This window comes from Bradyrhizobium sp. SZCCHNGR1005 (genome assembly GCF_032489995.1).
GTDB lineage: Bacteria > Pseudomonadota > Alphaproteobacteria > Rhizobiales > Xanthobacteraceae > Bradyrhizobium.
In genome coordinates this window covers 1,107,160-1,123,179 of record NZ_JAUEZC010000002.1, presented here as the reverse complement: position 1 = coordinate 1,123,179, position 16,020 = coordinate 1,107,160, and the positions used below count along the sequence as shown (strand labels likewise).

General features: G+C 64.3%; 15 protein-coding genes. 4 read left to right on the top strand and 11 right to left on the bottom strand.

Annotation, left to right across the window (positions count from 1 at the left end; translation table 11 throughout):
- The first annotated feature begins 11 nt into the window (after positions 1-11).
- The gene (locus tag QXZ85_RS11300; RefSeq protein ID WP_315730170.1) at positions 12-581 is read left to right on the top strand and encodes a F0F1 ATP synthase subunit B'; all 570 of its coding nucleotides are present in this window, start codon (positions 12-14) and stop codon (positions 579-581) included.
- Positions 581-1,072 carry an ATP F0F1 synthase subunit B gene (locus QXZ85_RS11295; protein WP_315730171.1) on the top strand — a complete coding sequence of 164 codons (492 nt, stop codon included), beginning with the start codon at positions 581-583 and terminating at the stop codon, positions 1,070-1,072. The genes QXZ85_RS11300 and QXZ85_RS11295 overlap by 1 nt, the downstream gene beginning before the upstream one ends.
- Positions 1,073-1,204: 132 nt before the next feature.
- On the opposite strand, the gene QXZ85_RS11290 is transcribed toward QXZ85_RS11295, so the two are convergent.
- The 6 genes from QXZ85_RS11290 to QXZ85_RS11265 form a co-directional block, all read right to left on the bottom strand.
- On the bottom strand, positions 1,205-1,861 hold the full coding sequence (locus QXZ85_RS11290) for a hypothetical protein (RefSeq protein ID WP_315701779.1): 657 nt from the start codon (positions 1,859-1,861) through the stop codon (positions 1,205-1,207).
- Between the two features lie 135 nt (positions 1,862-1,996).
- Complete coding sequence (locus QXZ85_RS11285; protein ID WP_315701780.1) at positions 1,997-2,584, bottom strand: GNAT family protein; 588 nt, start codon at positions 2,582-2,584, stop codon at positions 1,997-1,999.
- A 91-nt stretch (positions 2,585-2,675) separates the two neighbouring features.
- Positions 2,676-3,965 carry a pitrilysin family protein gene (locus tag QXZ85_RS11280; protein WP_315701781.1) on the bottom strand — a complete coding sequence of 430 codons (1,290 nt, stop codon included), beginning with the start codon at positions 3,963-3,965 and terminating at the stop codon, positions 2,676-2,678.
- A complete protein-coding gene (gene thrC, locus QXZ85_RS11275; protein WP_315742373.1) occupies positions 3,965-5,380 on the bottom strand; it encodes a threonine synthase in 1,416 nt (471 codons plus the stop codon). The genes QXZ85_RS11280 and thrC overlap by 1 nt, the downstream gene beginning before the upstream one ends.
- A 1,202-nt stretch (positions 5,381-6,582) precedes the next feature.
- Positions 6,583-6,960, bottom strand: a complete 378-nt coding sequence (locus QXZ85_RS11270) for a hypothetical protein (RefSeq protein WP_316174100.1) — start codon at positions 6,958-6,960, stop codon at positions 6,583-6,585.
- A complete protein-coding gene (locus QXZ85_RS11265; RefSeq protein WP_316174098.1) occupies positions 6,960-7,538 on the bottom strand; it encodes a Panacea domain-containing protein in 579 nt (192 codons plus the stop codon). Before QXZ85_RS11265 ends, QXZ85_RS11270 begins: the two co-directional genes overlap by 1 nt.
- Positions 7,539-7,711: 173 nt before the next feature.
- On the opposite strand from QXZ85_RS11265, the gene QXZ85_RS11260 reads away from it, so the two are divergent.
- Both QXZ85_RS11260 and QXZ85_RS11255 read left to right on the top strand, forming a co-directional pair.
- Positions 7,712-8,158 carry a RidA family protein gene (locus QXZ85_RS11260; protein ID WP_410051376.1) on the top strand — a complete coding sequence of 149 codons (447 nt, stop codon included), beginning with the start codon at positions 7,712-7,714 and terminating at the stop codon, positions 8,156-8,158.
- 536 nt (positions 8,159-8,694) lie between these two features.
- Positions 8,695-10,170, top strand: coding sequence for an amidase (locus tag QXZ85_RS11255; protein WP_315765520.1), 1,476 nt, complete (start codon positions 8,695-8,697; stop codon positions 10,168-10,170).
- 250 nt (positions 10,171-10,420) lie between these two features.
- Here QXZ85_RS11255 and puuE read toward each other — a convergent pair whose 3' ends face one another.
- The 5 genes from puuE to QXZ85_RS11230 form a co-directional block, all read right to left on the bottom strand.
- On the bottom strand, positions 10,421-11,848 hold the full coding sequence (puuE, locus tag QXZ85_RS11250; protein ID WP_316174096.1) for an allantoinase PuuE: 1,428 nt from the start codon (positions 11,846-11,848) through the stop codon (positions 10,421-10,423).
- A gap of 3 nt (positions 11,849-11,851) precedes the next feature.
- Positions 11,852-12,208 carry a hydroxyisourate hydrolase gene (gene uraH, locus QXZ85_RS11245; protein ID WP_315701786.1) on the bottom strand — a complete coding sequence of 119 codons (357 nt, stop codon included), beginning with the start codon at positions 12,206-12,208 and terminating at the stop codon, positions 11,852-11,854.
- Positions 12,209-12,325: 117 nt separating this feature from the next.
- Positions 12,326-14,056 (bottom strand): chemotaxis protein, encoded by a 1,731-nt coding sequence (locus tag QXZ85_RS11240; protein ID WP_315767568.1) that lies wholly within the window; start codon positions 14,054-14,056, stop codon positions 12,326-12,328.
- Between the two features lie 7 nt (positions 14,057-14,063).
- Positions 14,064-15,158, bottom strand: coding sequence for a chemotaxis response regulator protein-glutamate methylesterase (locus QXZ85_RS11235; RefSeq protein WP_315701788.1), 1,095 nt, complete (start codon positions 15,156-15,158; stop codon positions 14,064-14,066).
- A 16-nt stretch (positions 15,159-15,174) separates the two neighbouring features.
- The gene (locus QXZ85_RS11230) at positions 15,175-16,020 is read right to left on the bottom strand and encodes a CheR family methyltransferase (RefSeq protein WP_315703111.1); all 846 of its coding nucleotides are present in this window, start codon (positions 16,018-16,020) and stop codon (positions 15,175-15,177) included.

Sequence of the window (16,020 nt, the reverse complement as noted above, 5' to 3'; positions counted from 1 at the left end):
AGGAGAAGCCCGTGGCTGAAAGTCATGGCGGGCCCCAAGAGGCTGCCCACGGCACGACGGCACATACCGAGGCCGAGGGCGGGCGAGGTTTCCCTCCGTTCCAGAAGGAAACCTTCCCCTCACAGCTCGTTTCGCTGCTGATCGCCTTCGTCGCGCTGTACGTGATCGTGTCACGTCTGGCGCTGCCGAAGGTGGGCGGCGTCATCGACGCCCGCCAAAAGGCGATCGATAGCGATTTCGCCGAAGCACAGCGGCTGAAGAACGAGTCGGAAGTCGCGCTGAAAGCGTATGAAAGCGAACTCGCGGCAGCCCGGGCCCGCGCCCAGGCGATCGGAACCGAGACTCGCGAGAAGCTTGCGGCCAGTTCCGAAGCCGAACGCAAGAGCCTGGAAGACAGTCTTGCGGCCAAGCTCGAAGCCGCCGAAAAATCCATTGCGGCGACCCGCACGTCCGCGATGAGCAACGTCCGCGGCATCGCCGCAGATGCGGCGGGCGCGATCGTGCAACAACTGACCGGCAAAGCCGCCGACGGCAAGTCCGTCCAGGCAGCCGTGGATGCCTCGTTGAAGGGAGCGGCCTGATGCACCTGCTTGCCGATCCCGAAACCTGGGTCGCGATCGCCTTCGTCATCCTGATGGGGCTGTTCGCCTATCTCGGCGTCCACCGCATGATGCTGACCGCGCTCGACCATCGTGCCGAGCGGATCAAGTCCGAGCTGAACGAGGCCAAGCGCCTCAAGGAAGAGGCGGCGAAGGTGCTCAGCGAGTACAAGACCCGCCGCGCCAGCGCCGAACGCGAGGCCGAAGAGATCGTGACCAGCGCCAAGGCGGAAGCCGTGCGCATCGCCGCGGACGCCAAGGCCAAGATGGAAGACTTCGTCGCCCGCCGCACCAAGGCCGCCGAGAGCAAGATCGCCCTCGCCGAGGCCCAGGCGCTGGCGGACGTCCGCGCAGCCGCAGCGGACGCCGCGGTCCAGGCCGCAACCACCGTGCTCTCGCAATCGGTCAAGGGCGACCTCGCCGACAGCTTGATCGCCAAGGGCATCACCGAAGTCCGTCAAAAGCTGAACTGACCGGGCCTCACCCGCCGTCAGTATCATCACTTCGAAAGCCGGCGCGAGATGATCGCGCCGGCTTTTTTGTCGGGTTGTCGGGTCGGCAGGTGGCCCGGTCACGGCGGGATTCCCGTTGGCCGCTGGCCTTGCCTACCGCTTCTTCTTGCCGCGGGACTTCGGCTCGGGCGCAAGGGCCTGGGGATCGAAGCCGATATAGAAGACGTAGTTGTCGGGATTGCTGCCCGGCGGCGGCACCGGATAGACCATGTCCTCCGCCACCAGGCTGAACGGCACGCTGCCGTCTTCGGTCATCTGCACCGTGGTGCGATAGGCCTTGGTCGCAATCACCTTCTCGCCGACGCCGCCCTCGACCACTGCGATGCGCATCGGGATTTCCACGGTGGGCGGCGCGCCGGCCGCGCCGGCAATGACGCGGCCCTGGATGCCGATCTTGGCCGTGATCTCGTTGCCGTTGAGCGCACACTCGCGAGCCATCTTGGTGATGGTGGCCTGGAAGCGCACGTCGTTGCCAACAGCCTGCTTGCCGGGTGCAGCCACCGCATAGGTCGAAGCGCCGGACCGGACTGTGACGGGCGGGCAGCTCAGCCCCTCCGTCGGATCGGCCTGCGGGCCTGCGGAGACGGGCGCGTTCTGCTGCTCGGCAGGCTTGTCGTCGGAACCGCCGCCAAACAGGCTCTTGAACCGGTCGGTCAGCGATTGCGCGGCGGCCGGCGGGGCCAAAGCGGCCGTTCCCAACGCCAACGCCGCGGCTAGCGTTGCCAACCTGATCACACGGAAGTCATTCATCTGATGTCCCTGGCTTCATCAATGCCCGGCCACCGCGTCTCGCTTTAACAGCGCGATCGCGGCGAAGCCAAGGCACCTGCTTCTTAGCAAAATTCAGCGGCCGTCTCTCGCCCGCAACCGAATACAGGCGCCGCCCTACCCGCGAAAATCCTCGTTCAGCAGGCCGTAGAGGAAATGGTCCTGCCAGACCCCGTTGATGCAGAGATAGCGCCGCGCCAGTCCCTCGCGGGTGAAGCCGCATTTCTCCAGCACCCGGATCGAGGGCGTATTGGTGGGGATGCAGGCGGCTTCGACCCGGTGCAGATTGAGCTCGCCGAACAGCGTCGGCAACAGCAGCCGCAGCGCCGCCGTCATGTAGCCCCGGCCCGCATAGGGCTGGCCCATCCAGTAACCGATGGTGCCAGCCTGCACGATACCCCGTCGCACATTGGCGAGGGTGATGCCGCCGATCATGGCGCCATCCCCCTCCCGGAATGCCATGAACGGGTAGGAGCGGTCGGCGGCGATGTCCTCGGCATAGCGCCGCAGGCGCCGCCGGAAGCCGGAGCGGGTGAGATCGTCGGACGGCCAGATCGGCTCCCATGGCGTCAGATAGTCGCGGCTGATGTCGCGCAAATGCGCCCATTGCGCATAGTCGGCCATCTGCGGCGCGCGCAGTAGCAGCCCGCCGCCGCGCGGGGCGAGCGCGGTAGGCCCGTTGGATGGCAAACGAAACAGGGCCACCTCTGATGTTCCCCCTGCTCTGTCTTCGCCGAATCGGCTCAGCAATCCGCATCATCACGCGACGACGCCAGGACGACAGCAATGAGCTGCATCAATGTAGCTGAGCCTTCGACTTCGACCCGCTCAGACCTTCCGCGAAACTGACCGCCGTGTCCAGACCCCTGCCGCTGCCGAGCGCGACCACCGCCGGCCGGCTGCGCGCCAGCAGCGCCCGCGCCGCATCCCGCGTGCTCTCGACGCTGACCGCATCGATCTTCTGCACCATTTCCTGCAGGGTCTGCGGCCGGCCATAGGCCAAAATATGACGCGCCAGCTGCTCGGCACGGGAGCTGCAGCTTTCCAGCGCCATCAGCAGCCCGGCCTTCATCTGCGCCTTCGCCCGCGCAACCTCGGCGTCGGTCAGGGTTTCCACCGCATCGCCGATGATGTCGATCACGACCTCCATCATCTCCGGCGCATCGTGTGGATCCGTGCCGGTGTAGAGACCGAAGAAGCCGGTGTCGGTATAGGGCGCGTGGAAAGTATAGACGGAATAGCAGAGGCCGCGATTCTCGCGCACTTCCTGGAACAGGCGTGACGACATGCCGCCGCCGAGGATGTTGGTGAACACCTGCAAGGAGAACAGCGACGGGTCGTTCTGCGGCACGCCTTCGAGCGCCAGTGTCAGATGCGCCTGCTCGAGATCGCGATGCACCACGCGCGAGCCACCCTGGCCGAAGTTCGCCGGCTGCGGCTGCGGCGCCGGCGCGCCGTTGAAGCCCGCAAAGCGCTGCGCCACCTCCTCGACCACCTGCTTGTGATCGACCGCGCCGGCTGCCGCCACCACCATGTCGGGCCCGTGATAATGCGTTGCCAGATAGTTGCGTAGCTTGTCGCGATCGAACGTCTTCAGGGTCTTCGCAGTGCCGAGCAGCGAGCGGCCCATCGGCTGGTCGGGATAGCACAGCTCGTTCAGATGCTCGAACACGACGTCGTCGGGCGTATCCTGCGCCGCGCCGATCTCCTGCACGATCACGTTCTTTTCCCGCTCCAGCTCCTCGGGCACGAAAGACGGATTGGCGAGGATGTCGGAGAGCACGTCGAGCGCGAGCGGCACGTCGGCCTTCATCACCCGCGCATAATAGGCCGTGGTCTCGGTCGACGTACCCGCGTTGAGATCGCCGCCGACCGCCTCGATCGCCTCGACGATCTCACGCGCGCTCCGCGTCGTGGTGCCCTTGAACGCCATGTGCTCGAGCAGATGCGAGATGCCGTGCTCGTCCGGCTTCTCGTCTCGGCCGCCGACGCCGGCCCAGACGCCGAGCGCGGCGGTCTCCAGATGCGGCATCGTGTCGGTGACGACAGTGAGGCCGGTCGGGAGCTTGGTGACTTCGACGCCCATCAATGAACTCCCTGTTTCGCCGCACGGCTGACCGAAAGGATGAATTTTTCGACCTCGGCCTGATCGTTGCGCATCACCCTGACATCCTCGTGCCTGGTCATTAGTCCTTCGAGCCAGACCGGCAGATGCGGGCGCACGCCGCAGGCCGTCTCCACGGCATCAGGGAATTTCGCCGGGTGCGCGGTCGACAACACGATGTTCGGCACCGAAGTATCGGTGCCGTCGCGGTCGGCGACCGCGAGCGCCACGGCGGTGTGCGGATCGACCAGATCGCCGGCCTCGCGGAAAGCGGCGCGGATCGCAGCCGCGGTCTCGGTCTCGTCGGCGCGGCCGGCGTCGAAATCGGCACGGATCGCCGCCAGCATCGCATCCGGCAGCACGAAGCGGCCGGACTGCTTCAGGCTCTCCATCAGCCGCCGCACCGCGGCCGCATCGCGGCCGGAGGCCTCGAACAGGAGCCGCTCGAAATTCGAGGAGACCTGGATGTCCATCGAGGGCGAGGTGGTCGCATGCACCTCGCGCACCTCGTAGATGCCGGTCTTCAAGGTGCGCGCCAGGATGTCGTTGACATTGGCGGCGATGCGGAGCGTGCGGATCGGCAGGCCCATGCGCTTGGCGACGTAGCCGGCAAAGATGTCGCCGAAATTGCCCGTCGGCACGGTGAAGTCGACCGCGCGACCCGGCGCGCCGATCGCGACCGCCGAGGTGAAGTAATAGACCACCTGCGCCACCACGCGCGCCCAGTTGATCGAATTGACGCCGGACAGCGCCACCTGGTCGCGGAAGCTGTGGTGATTGAACAGGCCCTTCACGATCGCCTGGCAATCATCGAAATTGCCCTCGATCGCGAGCGCATGCACGTTGGCCGCGCCCGCCGTCGTCATCATCCGACGCTGCACCTCGGAGATGCGGCCGTGCGGGAACAGCACGATCAAATCGGCATTGTCGCGGCCGGCAAAAGCTTCGACCGCCGCACCGCCAGTATCGCCGGAGGTGGCGACCACGATGGTCGTGCGTTCGCCACGCTTGGCCAGCACGTGGTCCATCAGCCGCGAGATCAGCTGCATCGCCACGTCCTTGAAGGCGAGCGTCGGCCCATGGAACAGCTCCAGCACGAACTGGTGCGGTGCGACCTGATCGAGCGGCACCACGGCCGGATGGCGGAAGGAGGCATAGGCTTCGTTGGCCATCCGCCCCAGCTCGGCATCCGAGATCTCGCCGGCGACGAACGGCTTGATGACCTCGACGGCGACCTCCCAATAGGGCCGGCCGAAGAAGGCGGCGATGGTGTCGGGCGAAAGCTGCGGCCAGGTTTCCGGTACGTACAGGCCACCGTCCCGGGCAAGCCCGGTCAGCATCACATCACAGAAGGAAAGCACGGGGGCCTCGCCCCGCGTGGACAAATAGCGCGTCAAACCGTTCTCCAGACCCGCATCGGCCGCCGTAAACCATTGATATAATTAAGCATCGTAATCTGTCCGGCGGCAACACGGTCCGGCACCATAATGGTTTTGCCTGCGTCGGGAAACCGGTTGTTGTCACAGTCCGGCATCGCTGCGACGGGTGCCGCGCGTCATCCAGGTTCCATCGGGGCGCAGCTTCGCCGCCCCGCGGCGCATCTGCGTCCGGGTCTTGGCGATCGTCCGCGCTCTCTTGATAGAGGGCGCAGGGAAGGCCGGGAGCTGGCCGCCCCCATGGCCCGCCTGCATCAAAGAAAGCAGGCGGCAGTCACCACAGGTTCAGCCGAAACATCCCGGCCCTCCCTGCACGATGGACTTACGGCTTATACGTGATCTCCCCGGGGATCGGCATTCTTGCCCCCGTCCGCGTGATGCGGAGCATCATCGCGTCGCGACAACGCGCAAACGTTGCGCTGAGCGCCAGCACCGAGGCGCCAGGACCACACGATTTCGCCGTCCGTATCGAGGTTGTTCGTCCGCTCGCGAAATGCGCGCTGCAACCGACACGGCCACCGCATCCCACACCCAACGCTCGTGACGATCGCGAAGCGTCCCTCTCATCGAGGCGGGATGCGATGAGGAAACATCTAATTCTGAAAAAGCGAAAGCGATATATTTTTAGCAAAGGGACTGGACAGGGGTGATCGGATTGAGGGCGCAAACAAATTAAGCCTTTCGGCGCACGCGATTTGCGCCTCGAAAATCAAGCTCCGCATCGGTGCAGGGACGCGCGACTGCCCGCCGGGCAAACCACCCTGTCGAGGGACTCGATAATCCAAAGACGAGAGATCGGACGCGACGACGCAAGAGCGATGGAAGTGTAAATGGAGGCGAAGACTTGAACGCGCCGGACAAGTCCGCCAAAGCCATGCCCGCGCAGCCAACGTGCCCACAGACGACGAAACTCTATCAAAATCTACATCAATCTGAGATTTCTGTTCCCATCCTGATTTTGCTGCCTTCTTGGCAATCCGAGAACGTTCTTTGGCGGCAATCTCGCAGCTCTCGCCGCACCGCAGCGATGCCGCCTCTAGCCCGATTCGGTGCCATGCTCGGCTTATCCTCGACCTCACCCGTCGCAATCCTACCGGTCAACATGGCGTTCTGTACGGTGTCGGCGTGGCGCTTCTCGCCCTTCGGACCCTTTGGCATTGGAGCTACATCCCGTCTGCAAGGGCCTTACAAGCGCGATTAAGGTCATACCTGATCATGCTATCGGCTCCGATCAAGGCATCTCGTAGTCCCTTGATGTGATCCTTCGAGAGGCAGCCCACCGGTTGCCCCGGACCCATCGCGGCCACTTCCGCGTCGCTATAGGGGATCAACGAGTTGCAGCCGATGAATGAATCGTATGCGAGGAAGCCGTAATCAGCTTTGGTGATCTGGTAGTCTCCAAACCACTCAACCGAATTTATGAACAAAAAACCGTTGTCGTTGCTACTGTCGGACGCGCAAATGAAAACATGATACTTGTCGCGGGTAGTATAACCCACAACCTTGGTAGTATTCCATTTATAGATTTCACCAAGGTTCATTACATCCGAGCAGAAACCGGCGATAGATCCTCTACAAACGCCTTCCTGCGCCCCTCATCCTCGATCATTTCTTCATAATACATCTCGGCACGCTTGGCTCCCTCAGGTTTTCTTTCTTCCCAAGCGGCCTTGTATGCTTTGTGTTCGTGTGTGAGATCCATCAGTTGCTTGAAGGAATAGCTCTTATACTTCTTAATAGTTTCATCGAGCACACGGATATCGCTACCCGAAAACAAGTTTAGGTTCGGGTCTCTTTTCGGCTTGCCAATGAACGTTGTCTCGGTGCCGTTTTCGGCTTTGCCGATAGTTGTCTCAAACGGCAATTCCTCAATGCCAGCCGCTTTCATTACGCGCTGATCTTTCTCAAGCAAATCAAGCGCATGCGATGGCACTGGACCATACCAAAGTGCAAAATAGGGCTCGAAACTAATCGGCCGGCCATACTTGGCCAAGTGTTCACGATCAGCGAGATAGAAAAACTTGGAAGCTTGGTACTTGTCTATGCCGGGCGCCTTATGGGCCAAATAAAGCAATAGCTCTACGACCTTATCCAGCTTCGACTTGAACTTTAGAGGCACGGCTGCCTCCTTTGGAGGTCAAGAGACAGACTTCGAATTGGTAAGCCTCTCCATACATAACGCAAGACATAATACGACAGACCTAATATTCGGTTCCACAATTTGTGTTTCAAGGGGCAGAACGGCGCTTTTCCAAAATAATTCATCGGGTGTTGCTTTCTTGCGACTCAATCATGCGATTTCAACTGAGGCACGACCGTCAATTGAGGCCGTACTGTCTCCCTCGTCCATTCGCCCACCCACCCTTGGCACGATACAGCCATGGATTTGCCGTGCCGGCAGGGCATCGCTTGGTGATCACGGCGGGGCAACTCGGCATCGGCCTTGACGAGAGCATTCCGGAGGATTGCGAAGCGCAGGCCGACATCTGTTTCGCAAACATTGCGGCAATCCTGGCCGAAGACGGGATGACGATGGCGGACATTGTCCGCCTCAGCGTCTATGTGACAGGGCGTGAGCACATGCCGGGCTACAGGCAATCACGCGACCGGCAGTTTTCGGGGACGCCGCCGGCGACAACACTGATCGTGGTCGCCGGTCTGGTGCGACCGGAATTCGTGATCGAGATCGAAGCGATTGCAGCCGCTCCCGAGCGCATAGACCGCAACACAGTGGCGTAGCATCGGCGCAGCGAGAGCGATCTGTCTTCATCGCTCTGCTATCAATCGAGGCGCTTGGCGGACGCGCTGACATCGCTGACGCCTAAGATAGCGGGCTGCTCGTAAGCCGGGGCATGACCTTAGTTCCGTGATCAAGCTGCGCAAAGCCTGCTTATTAGTTACGCGGTCATGACCGGGCTTGTCCCGCCTGCGCGGCCGAAGCCGCTTCGGCGCGGCAAAGGCCCGGGCACCCGCGTGCTTCCCAGGATGCCGAACGACGTGGATGGCCGGGACAAGCCCGGCCATGACGACGTGGGGAAGACGACCACAAAGCTTCGTTCGTCCCCGCCCTCTCCCCGTAAGAACGGGAGAAGGAGCGCATCGAATGCGCTGCGTCAGCCTGCGATACGCTGGACCAGGAAATGTGCGCGTGCCCTGGTTCCTCATAATGGGACCGCCCGACGGCATGACCGGATCGTATGCGGCGCATGCTGTCACGGTTGATTGACTTGCCGTCTTGCGAACCTACTGTGCCGTCTCTTCGAGAGGAATTGGCGATGACTTTAGCTATGAGCTGGGACGAATGGGCCCGGCATGACGGCGTGGCGCTTGCGAAGCGTGTGAAGAACGGCGAGCTGACCGCAACAGAATTGGCGGCGCAGGCGGCCGCTGCGATCGCCAAGGTCGATCCTGCACTGTCCGGCGTGGTCGAACTGTTCGACGACGCGCTCACCGATCCGGCCAAGGCCGGCGCCGATCTCGCCGGCCCGTTCGCCGGCTTGCCGTTCCTGATGAAGGATCTCGGGCCGACCATGGCCGGCCGCCTGCAGGAGATGGGCTCGCTGTTCATGCGCGGCAACCGCGCCGGCGCCGATACCTTCCTGACCGCCAAGATGCGCCGGGCCGGGCTCAATCTGATCGGGCGTACCACGACACCGGAATTTGGCGTTTGCAGCTCCGCTGAAAATCCGTCCGTTTACGTCACGCGCAATCCCTGGAACACCGACTACACCACCTGCGGCTCGTCGGCCGGCAGTGCCGCGATGGTCGCCGCCGGCGCGGTGCCGATCGCGCATGCGACCGACGGTGGCGGCTCGATCCGCATCCCCGCCGGCGTCAACGGCAATATCGGACTGAAGGTCTCGCGCGGCGTGTTCTCCATCGCGCCGCATCTGTCCGATCTCACCGGCCTGGTCTCGATCCAGGGCTGCCAGTCGCGCACGGTGCGCGACACGGCGGCCTTTGTCGACGCCTGCCGAGGCGGTGCGCCGGGCGAATTCATGCCCTACTGGAGCGCGGCGGAGCCCTATGCCGAGCAGATCAAGCGCGATCCGGGCCGCTTGAAGATCGCGCTGTCGCACCAATGGGGCGAGTACCGCGCGACCCCGCAGATCATCTCCGAGCTCGAACGTGTCGGCCGCTTCCTCGAAGGGCTCGGGCACGAGGTCGCCTATGCGCAGCCGCAGATCGACTATGCGGCCGCCTTCGCAGCGCAGACCACCTGCTACATCTCGAACTTCGCGATGGTGATCAACAACATGCTCAGCCAGCGCGGGCTGCAGCGCCCGCCGGCCGAGCTGATCGAGCCGATCAACATCCGCATCTGGGAAGCCGGCAAGGATACCAGCTTCGCCGAACGCGCAGCGATGCAGGCGGTGTTCAACACGACGTCGCGTGGCTTCGGCGCATTCTTCGAGGACTGGGACATCATGCTGACCCCGATCACCGCGCTGCCGACGCCGAAGGTCGGCACCACGGAATATCTGACCATCAGCGACAATCCCGACGTGCTCGACTGGTTCGGCAATCTCTGGCGCAATTTCGCCTTCACGCCGCTCGCCAATCTCTGCGGCATTCCCGCGATCTCGCTGCCGCTGGCGAAAAACGAGCACGGGCTGCCGCTCGGCATTCAGGCGATGGCAAAGCAGGCCAATGACGGGCTGCTGCTGCAGCTCGGCGCCCAGATCGAGCGTGCGATCGAGGGCCGATGGAATAGCGGCGAGACGCCGGCCGTGCATGCGACCAAGAGCTGAGTGCTGCGCTCCCACGGTGCCAACGGTCTCCTCACGCGCTAGCGCGATCACCGGGGGCCTCATGGTTCGAGACGGCGCTTTGCGCCTCCTCACCATGAGGGTCTGATAATTCGCCGCGAAAAGGACCTCGTCCTGAGGAGCTCGCCAGAGGCGAGCGTCGCGAAGGACGGCGGCGGGAGATATTGTCGGCCCAAGTTTGTCCCCACGTGCGATATCCTTGCCGCACGCGGGCAGAGCCAAGGCGCGCGCCTTACGAGGCCTCGAACTTCTTGGCGAGGCGCGCCTTGGTGATGTGGCCGATCTGGGCGATCGCGTTCGCGATCTCGGCTTCGATGTCGTAATCGATGCGCCGCTCCATCTCGGCGATCACCGACGCCCGATCCTCATGCAACGCCAGCGCTACGATCAGCGGCATGCCGAATTTCTCGCGATAGCGGCGGTTGATATCGGCGACGCGATCGAACTCGCTGCGCGACAGCGTCGTGAAACCGAGCCGGCCTTGTTCGCCGGCGGAATCGGCCGTCATCTCGCCGGCCACCGCCTCGCGGCCCGCGAGCTCCGGATGCGCGCGGATCAGCGCCAGCTTCTCGGCCCGCGTCATGGCACGGACCACGCCCATCAGCGTCACGTGCAGCCCTTCCGGTGTATCGTCCAGCGCGGCAAGACCGGCGCGGTGCGCCCGCTCGGCGATCTCGGGCGTGTGCTCGAAAATGTCGCCGAAGCGTTCGACGAACAGCGCGCGCGGCATGTGCGACGGACGATAGCCGCCAGCCGGCGGATGGGTCCTGATCCAATGCCGCGCGATGTCGAGCCGCGTCGCCATCCAGACCTTGTCGTGGCTCATTACGTAATCGAGAAAACGCGCCAGCGCCGCCGCACGCCCGGGGCGGCCCACCAGCCGGCAATGCAGGCCGACCGACAGCATGCGCGGCGCTTCCGCGCCTTCCGCATAGAGCGTGTCGAAACTGTCCTTCAGATAGGCGAAGAACTGATCGCCGGAATTGAAGCCCTGCGGCGTTGCAAAGCGCATGTCATTGGCGTCGAGCGTGTAGGGCACGATCAGCTGCGGGCCGTGCGGCCCCTCGACCCAATAGGGCAGCTCGTCGGCATAGGAATCGGCGCCGTAGAGAAAGCCCTGCTCCTTCATCGCGACGTCGAGCGAATGCACCGAGGTGCGGCCCTGATAGAAGCCGAGCGGCCGCTCACCGACCAGCGAGGTGTGGATGCGAACGGCCTCCTCGACGTGCGCGCGCTCGTCCTCTTCGGCGAAATCGCGGTAGTCGATCCATTTCAGGCCGTGGCTCGCGATCTCCCACTGCGCCTCCTTCATCGCGGCGACAACGTCCTGATTGCGCGCCATTGCGCTCGCGATGGCGAATACCGTGACCGGCAGCTTGCGCGCGGTGAACATCCGCCACAGCCGCCAGAAGCCGGCGCGCGCGCCGAACTCGTAGATCGATTCCATGTTCATGTGGCGCTGCCCCGGCCAGGGCTGCGCGCCGACGATCTCGGACAGGAACGCCTCCGAAGCCGCGTCACCATGCAGGATGCAATTCTCGCCGCCCTCCTCATAGTTGATCACGAACTGCACGGCGATGCGGGCATCGTTCGGCCAATGGGGATGCGGCGGCGTGCGTCCGTAGCCGATCAGGTCGCGCGGATAGAGGTCGGAGGTCATGTCTCAGCTTCCACGATAGGTCGAATAGCTCCAGGGCGTGGCGAGCAGCGGCACGTGGTAATGCGCGTCCGCATCCGCGACCGTGAACCGCAGCGGCACCAAATCGAGAAACGGCGGGTCTGTCACGGCAAGACCGCTGGCCTCGAAATAGGCCCCGATGTGGAAGGTCAGCATATAGGTGCCTGCGCTGAACGCATCGCCCGCGAGCAGCGGCTGGTCCGTGCGGCCATCGGCGTTGGTGACGACCTGGTTGAGGCGCTGCCAGGCGCCGTCCGGCCTGAGCATGGCAAGCTCGATCATGACGCCTTGCGCGGGCTTTCCCCACACCGTGTCCAATACATGCGTGCTGAGCCGTCCCATCGATGCCGTCCTCGTCAGATCGCTCCGGCAGAGTGCCCGAGCCTGCCTCCGGGCATCAAGCCTATATCGATCGTTGCGTGGGGCCTAGTACCCGGGGCTCGCGACTTATGTGCGGTTTCAGAACAGCAGCACGCCGTCATCTTCCTCCACCGGCGCTGCGGGCGCAGGCATGGCGGAAGCGAGGCCGAACCTCTGCAGCAAGTCGCGGTGAACTTCGCGTTCGCGCTCCATCGTATAGCGTGCGAACAGTTCATCCAGCAGCGGCTGATCGGCTGTCGTCAGCGCGACCTGCGCGGGCACGCTGTTCTGCGCGGCGATCGTGGCGGCCACGCCGGGAAGCCGGGCGGATGCCTGATCGAGCGCGGTGATGCGATCGCGCGCCCGGCTCAGCAGTTCGTCGAACGCGGCGCTCTCGCGCGCCAGCCGCGTCATCAGCCCGGCCAGTTGCGCGTTGCCGGCCTCGACCTCGTGCAGCGCGCTCAGCACCGCAGGCTCCAGCCGGGCGAGCTCGGCGGCATCGCCCTGGTCGCGCCGCTCGCGCAGCTCGCCGACAAAGCTTTCGATCCGGTCAAGAACGGGCTTCAGCCGCATGGCGCCCGCCGACATCTGGTCCGCGGACGCCTTGAGCTCGTTCGCGATCACCACGAACGCGTTGCCTTTCACGCCGGCACGGGCTGCGCGCAGGCTCGCATTCATGCCGATCAGGATGATGTCGTCCACGGCATCGCTGAGGCCGGAAATCGCCTCGCGGAAGCGCGCCACCGTTTCGGTGACCACGGACAGCGCCTCATCGACCGATCCGCCGGATTGCTCGCAGGCCGCGATCAGGCTCGATGCCTGCGACAATCGCTGCTTCACCGTGGACAGAAAGGACGACGGTTCGTCGGCTTCGCCGCCATAGATGGCGCGGCTCTGCGCGACCAGGCCCTCGGCATCGCACATGATCGCGCTCAACGCGCTCACCGTGCGCGCGAGATCCAGATCGAAGGCGCGCTTGGTATCCCTCAGCTGTTCGGCCTGGAGCTGGCCGATCAGCCAGGTCGCAGACCCGGCCGGCCCGAGCGGCTCCGGCACGATGGGTGGCGCGTGCTGGGCCGTGTGACCCAGCCCCTGGCAGATATGTTCGAGCCGCTGCCGCGTGGCATCGCCCGATTGCAGCGCCATGACGGCCTCCGCGATCGCCGACGCGATACGGCTTGCGGCCGTCGCGGCCATCTCCGTCAGCCTCGCCCCGTTCACCTGCTGTGCGGCCAGCTCCGAACGGGCGGTTACCAACCCGGCGGCGACCGACAACAGCTCGCTGCGATAGAGGTTCTCGAATTCCCGCTGCCGCGCCAGCGCGGCCTCGACGGCCTTGGCGAGCTGGATGCCGTCGCGGGCGCAGGCCTCGACCGAGCATTGCACCGACTGCCCGAGTTCGAACGCTTCGCGGGTGAAATCGAGAAAGCTCTGGCGCTCGCCATCGAACGATGCGGCCTCGATCCGTGCGCTGCGCGCGACGATCGTGATGGTCTGGATATGGCCGGACAACAGCTTGAGGACGGCAGAGGCCTGCTTCGCCTCCTCACCGATATTGGCGAGCAGCGCAGCTTCGGCCGGCAGCGCGTCGGCCACCGCGTTCAAGCGATCCGCGATATCCTGCAGCGCCTGCGACGCACCTTCGATCCGTCCGCCCGACAGTTCGCGGGACAGCACCGACAGGCCGCCCTCGAGCTCCTTGAAGACCGCGTGGCTGCGGCCGAGCCGATCGCCAACCTCGGCGAACGCCTCCTCGATCCGCGAGGATACGTCCGCGATGGCGGTCACCGCCGCAGCGCTTGCATCGGTCATCATGTCGGTCACGGACATCACCGCCTCAATCCGTCATGACGGCCTGGCCGGCCTGCTGCCACAGCATGATCTCCCGCGGAATCTGGCGTAGCGAAACCACCTTCTCCGCAGCGCCGCGGGCAATCGCCTCTTTCGGCATGCCGAACACCACGCAGCTCTCTTCGTCCTGCGCGCGCGTGGCCGCACCCAGCCTGCGCATCTCCAACAACCCGCGCGCACCGTCGTCGCCCATCCCCGTCATGATGATGCCGAGCGCGTTGGGCCCGGCATATTGGGCTGCCGAGCGGAAGAGAACATCGACGGACGGGCGATGCCGCGACACCGGCGGGCCGTCCTTGATGGCGATGTGATAGCGAACCCCGGTCCGCTGCAGCAGCATGTGGCGCGCGCCCGGCGCGATATAGGCCGAGCCCGACTGCACCGGCTCGCCATCTTCCGCTTCCTTGACATGGATCTGGCAGGTGCCGTTCAGCCGCTTCGCGAATGCCGCCGTGAAGCCCTGCGGCATGTGCTGCACGATCAGGATTCCCGGGCAATGCGGCGGCAACGCTTCGAGCACATCGGCAAGCGCCTCGGTTCCGCCGGTGGACGCGCCGATGCACACGATGCGCTCAGTCACCGGCCGCGAGCGGCTGGCCAGCGGCGGCGGAATGATCGCATCGGCGGTCAGCTTCTTCTCGACCAGCGTCCGGCGCGCCGGGCGCGACCGCACCCGCGCACGCGCCGCCGCCTTCACCGCTTCGCGCAGCCGCGCCGAACTCTCGAACAGCGCCTGCCGGGTGTCGATGCGGGGCTTGGGCACGATGTCCACTGCGCCGGCTTCCAGCGCTTCGAGCATCTGCTCGGAGCCGTCTTCCGTCAGTGACGAACAGATGATCACGGGAATCGGGCGCTGCGCCATGATCTTGCGCAGGAAGGTGATGCCGTCCATTCGCGGCATGGCGATGTCGAGCAGGATCACGTCGGGCAGCTCATTTTGCAGCCGGCGCGCCGCCGCAAACGGGTCCGACGCCGTGCCCATGATCTCGATGTCGGGATCTTCGCTCAGGATCGTCGTCAGGATCTGACGCACCGAGGCGGAGTCATCGACGATCAGCACCCGAATCTTTGGCTCGATCACCACACGCCCCCTTTCGCTAGACACGGAAGATGGTCGGCTGGACCTGCTTCAGGCCCGGCACGACGCTGTGGATCATCGATTCGGAATGGCCGACCATCAGGTAGCCGCCGGGCCTCAAGTGCGAGCAAAGCTGCTCGATCACCTTGCGTTGGGTCTCGCGCTCGAAATAGATCAGCACGTTGCGGCAGAAGATGATGTCCACGTCGCGATCGACAGGATAGCTGCCGTCCATCAGGTTCATGCGCATGAAGTTGGTCAGCCGGCGCAGCTCCGGCACGATGCGCACCTCGCCGCTGGTGCGGTCCCTCGACCTCAGGAAATAGCGCTTCGCGAACTCCTGCGGGACCGGCGCGAGCACGTCGCGGGTGTAGATCGCGGCCTTGGCGAACGCCAGGACGGTGGTCGAAATGTCGGTGCCCAGGATGCGAAACTGAAACGACCTGCCGCCGGTTCTCGTCATGTCATCCAGGACCATGGCAGCGGTATAGGCTTCCATGCCCATCGAGCAGGCCGCGCTCCAGATCTTGAGGTCCTTGCGGCCCCGGGCTTTCAGAAGCTCGGCCACCGCGACGTCCCTCATGAACTCGAAATGCGACGGCTCGCGGAAGAAGTCGGTCTTGTTGGTGGTGACGACATCGATCAGATGCGTGAGCTCGACCTCGAGCTGACCGGGCTCGAACAGGGTTTCGACGTATTCGCTGATGCCGGAAAAATTCAGGGCGCGGACGCGCTTATGCAGGCGTCCCTCGAGCATCAGCCGCTTGGCCGCCGGCAGCTTGATGCCGACCTCTGTCTCGATCAGCTGGGCAATCGAACGGAAATGACGATCGGACAGCTGTGTAGCGGGAACGGCGGAGATCAT

What these genes read in the sequence shown, in the direction of transcription:
- QXZ85_RS11295 (WP_315730171.1), top strand. Translation starts at nt 581, where the DNA reads ATGCACCTGCTTGCCGATCCCGAAACCTGGGTCGCGATCGCCTTCGTC.
- QXZ85_RS11290 (WP_315701779.1), bottom strand. Translation starts at nt 1,861, where the DNA reads ATGAATGACTTCCGTGTGATCAGGTTGGCAACGCTAGCCGCGGCGTTG.
- QXZ85_RS11280 (WP_315701781.1), bottom strand. Translation starts at nt 3,965, where the DNA reads ATGGGCGTCGAAGTCACCAAGCTCCCGACCGGCCTCACTGTCGTCACC.
- QXZ85_RS11270 (WP_316174100.1), bottom strand. Translation starts at nt 6,960, where the DNA reads ATGAACCTTGGTGAAATCTATAAATGGAATACTACCAAGGTTGTGGGT.
- QXZ85_RS11260 (WP_410051376.1), top strand. Translation starts at nt 7,712, where the DNA reads ATGCGATTTCAACTGAGGCACGACCGTCAATTGAGGCCGTACTGTCTC.
- QXZ85_RS11255 (WP_315765520.1), top strand. Translation starts at nt 8,695, where the DNA reads ATGACTTTAGCTATGAGCTGGGACGAATGGGCCCGGCATGACGGCGTG.
- puuE (WP_316174096.1), bottom strand. Translation starts at nt 11,848, where the DNA reads ATGACCTCCGACCTCTATCCGCGCGACCTGATCGGCTACGGACGCACG.
- uraH (WP_315701786.1), bottom strand. Translation starts at nt 12,208, where the DNA reads ATGGGACGGCTCAGCACGCATGTATTGGACACGGTGTGGGGAAAGCCC.
- QXZ85_RS11240 (WP_315767568.1), bottom strand. Translation starts at nt 14,056, where the DNA reads ATGTCCGTGACCGACATGATGACCGATGCAAGCGCTGCGGCGGTGACC.
- QXZ85_RS11230 (WP_315703111.1), bottom strand. Translation starts at nt 16,020, where the DNA reads ATGATCTCCGCCGTTCCCGCTACACAGCTGTCCGATCGTCATTTCCGT.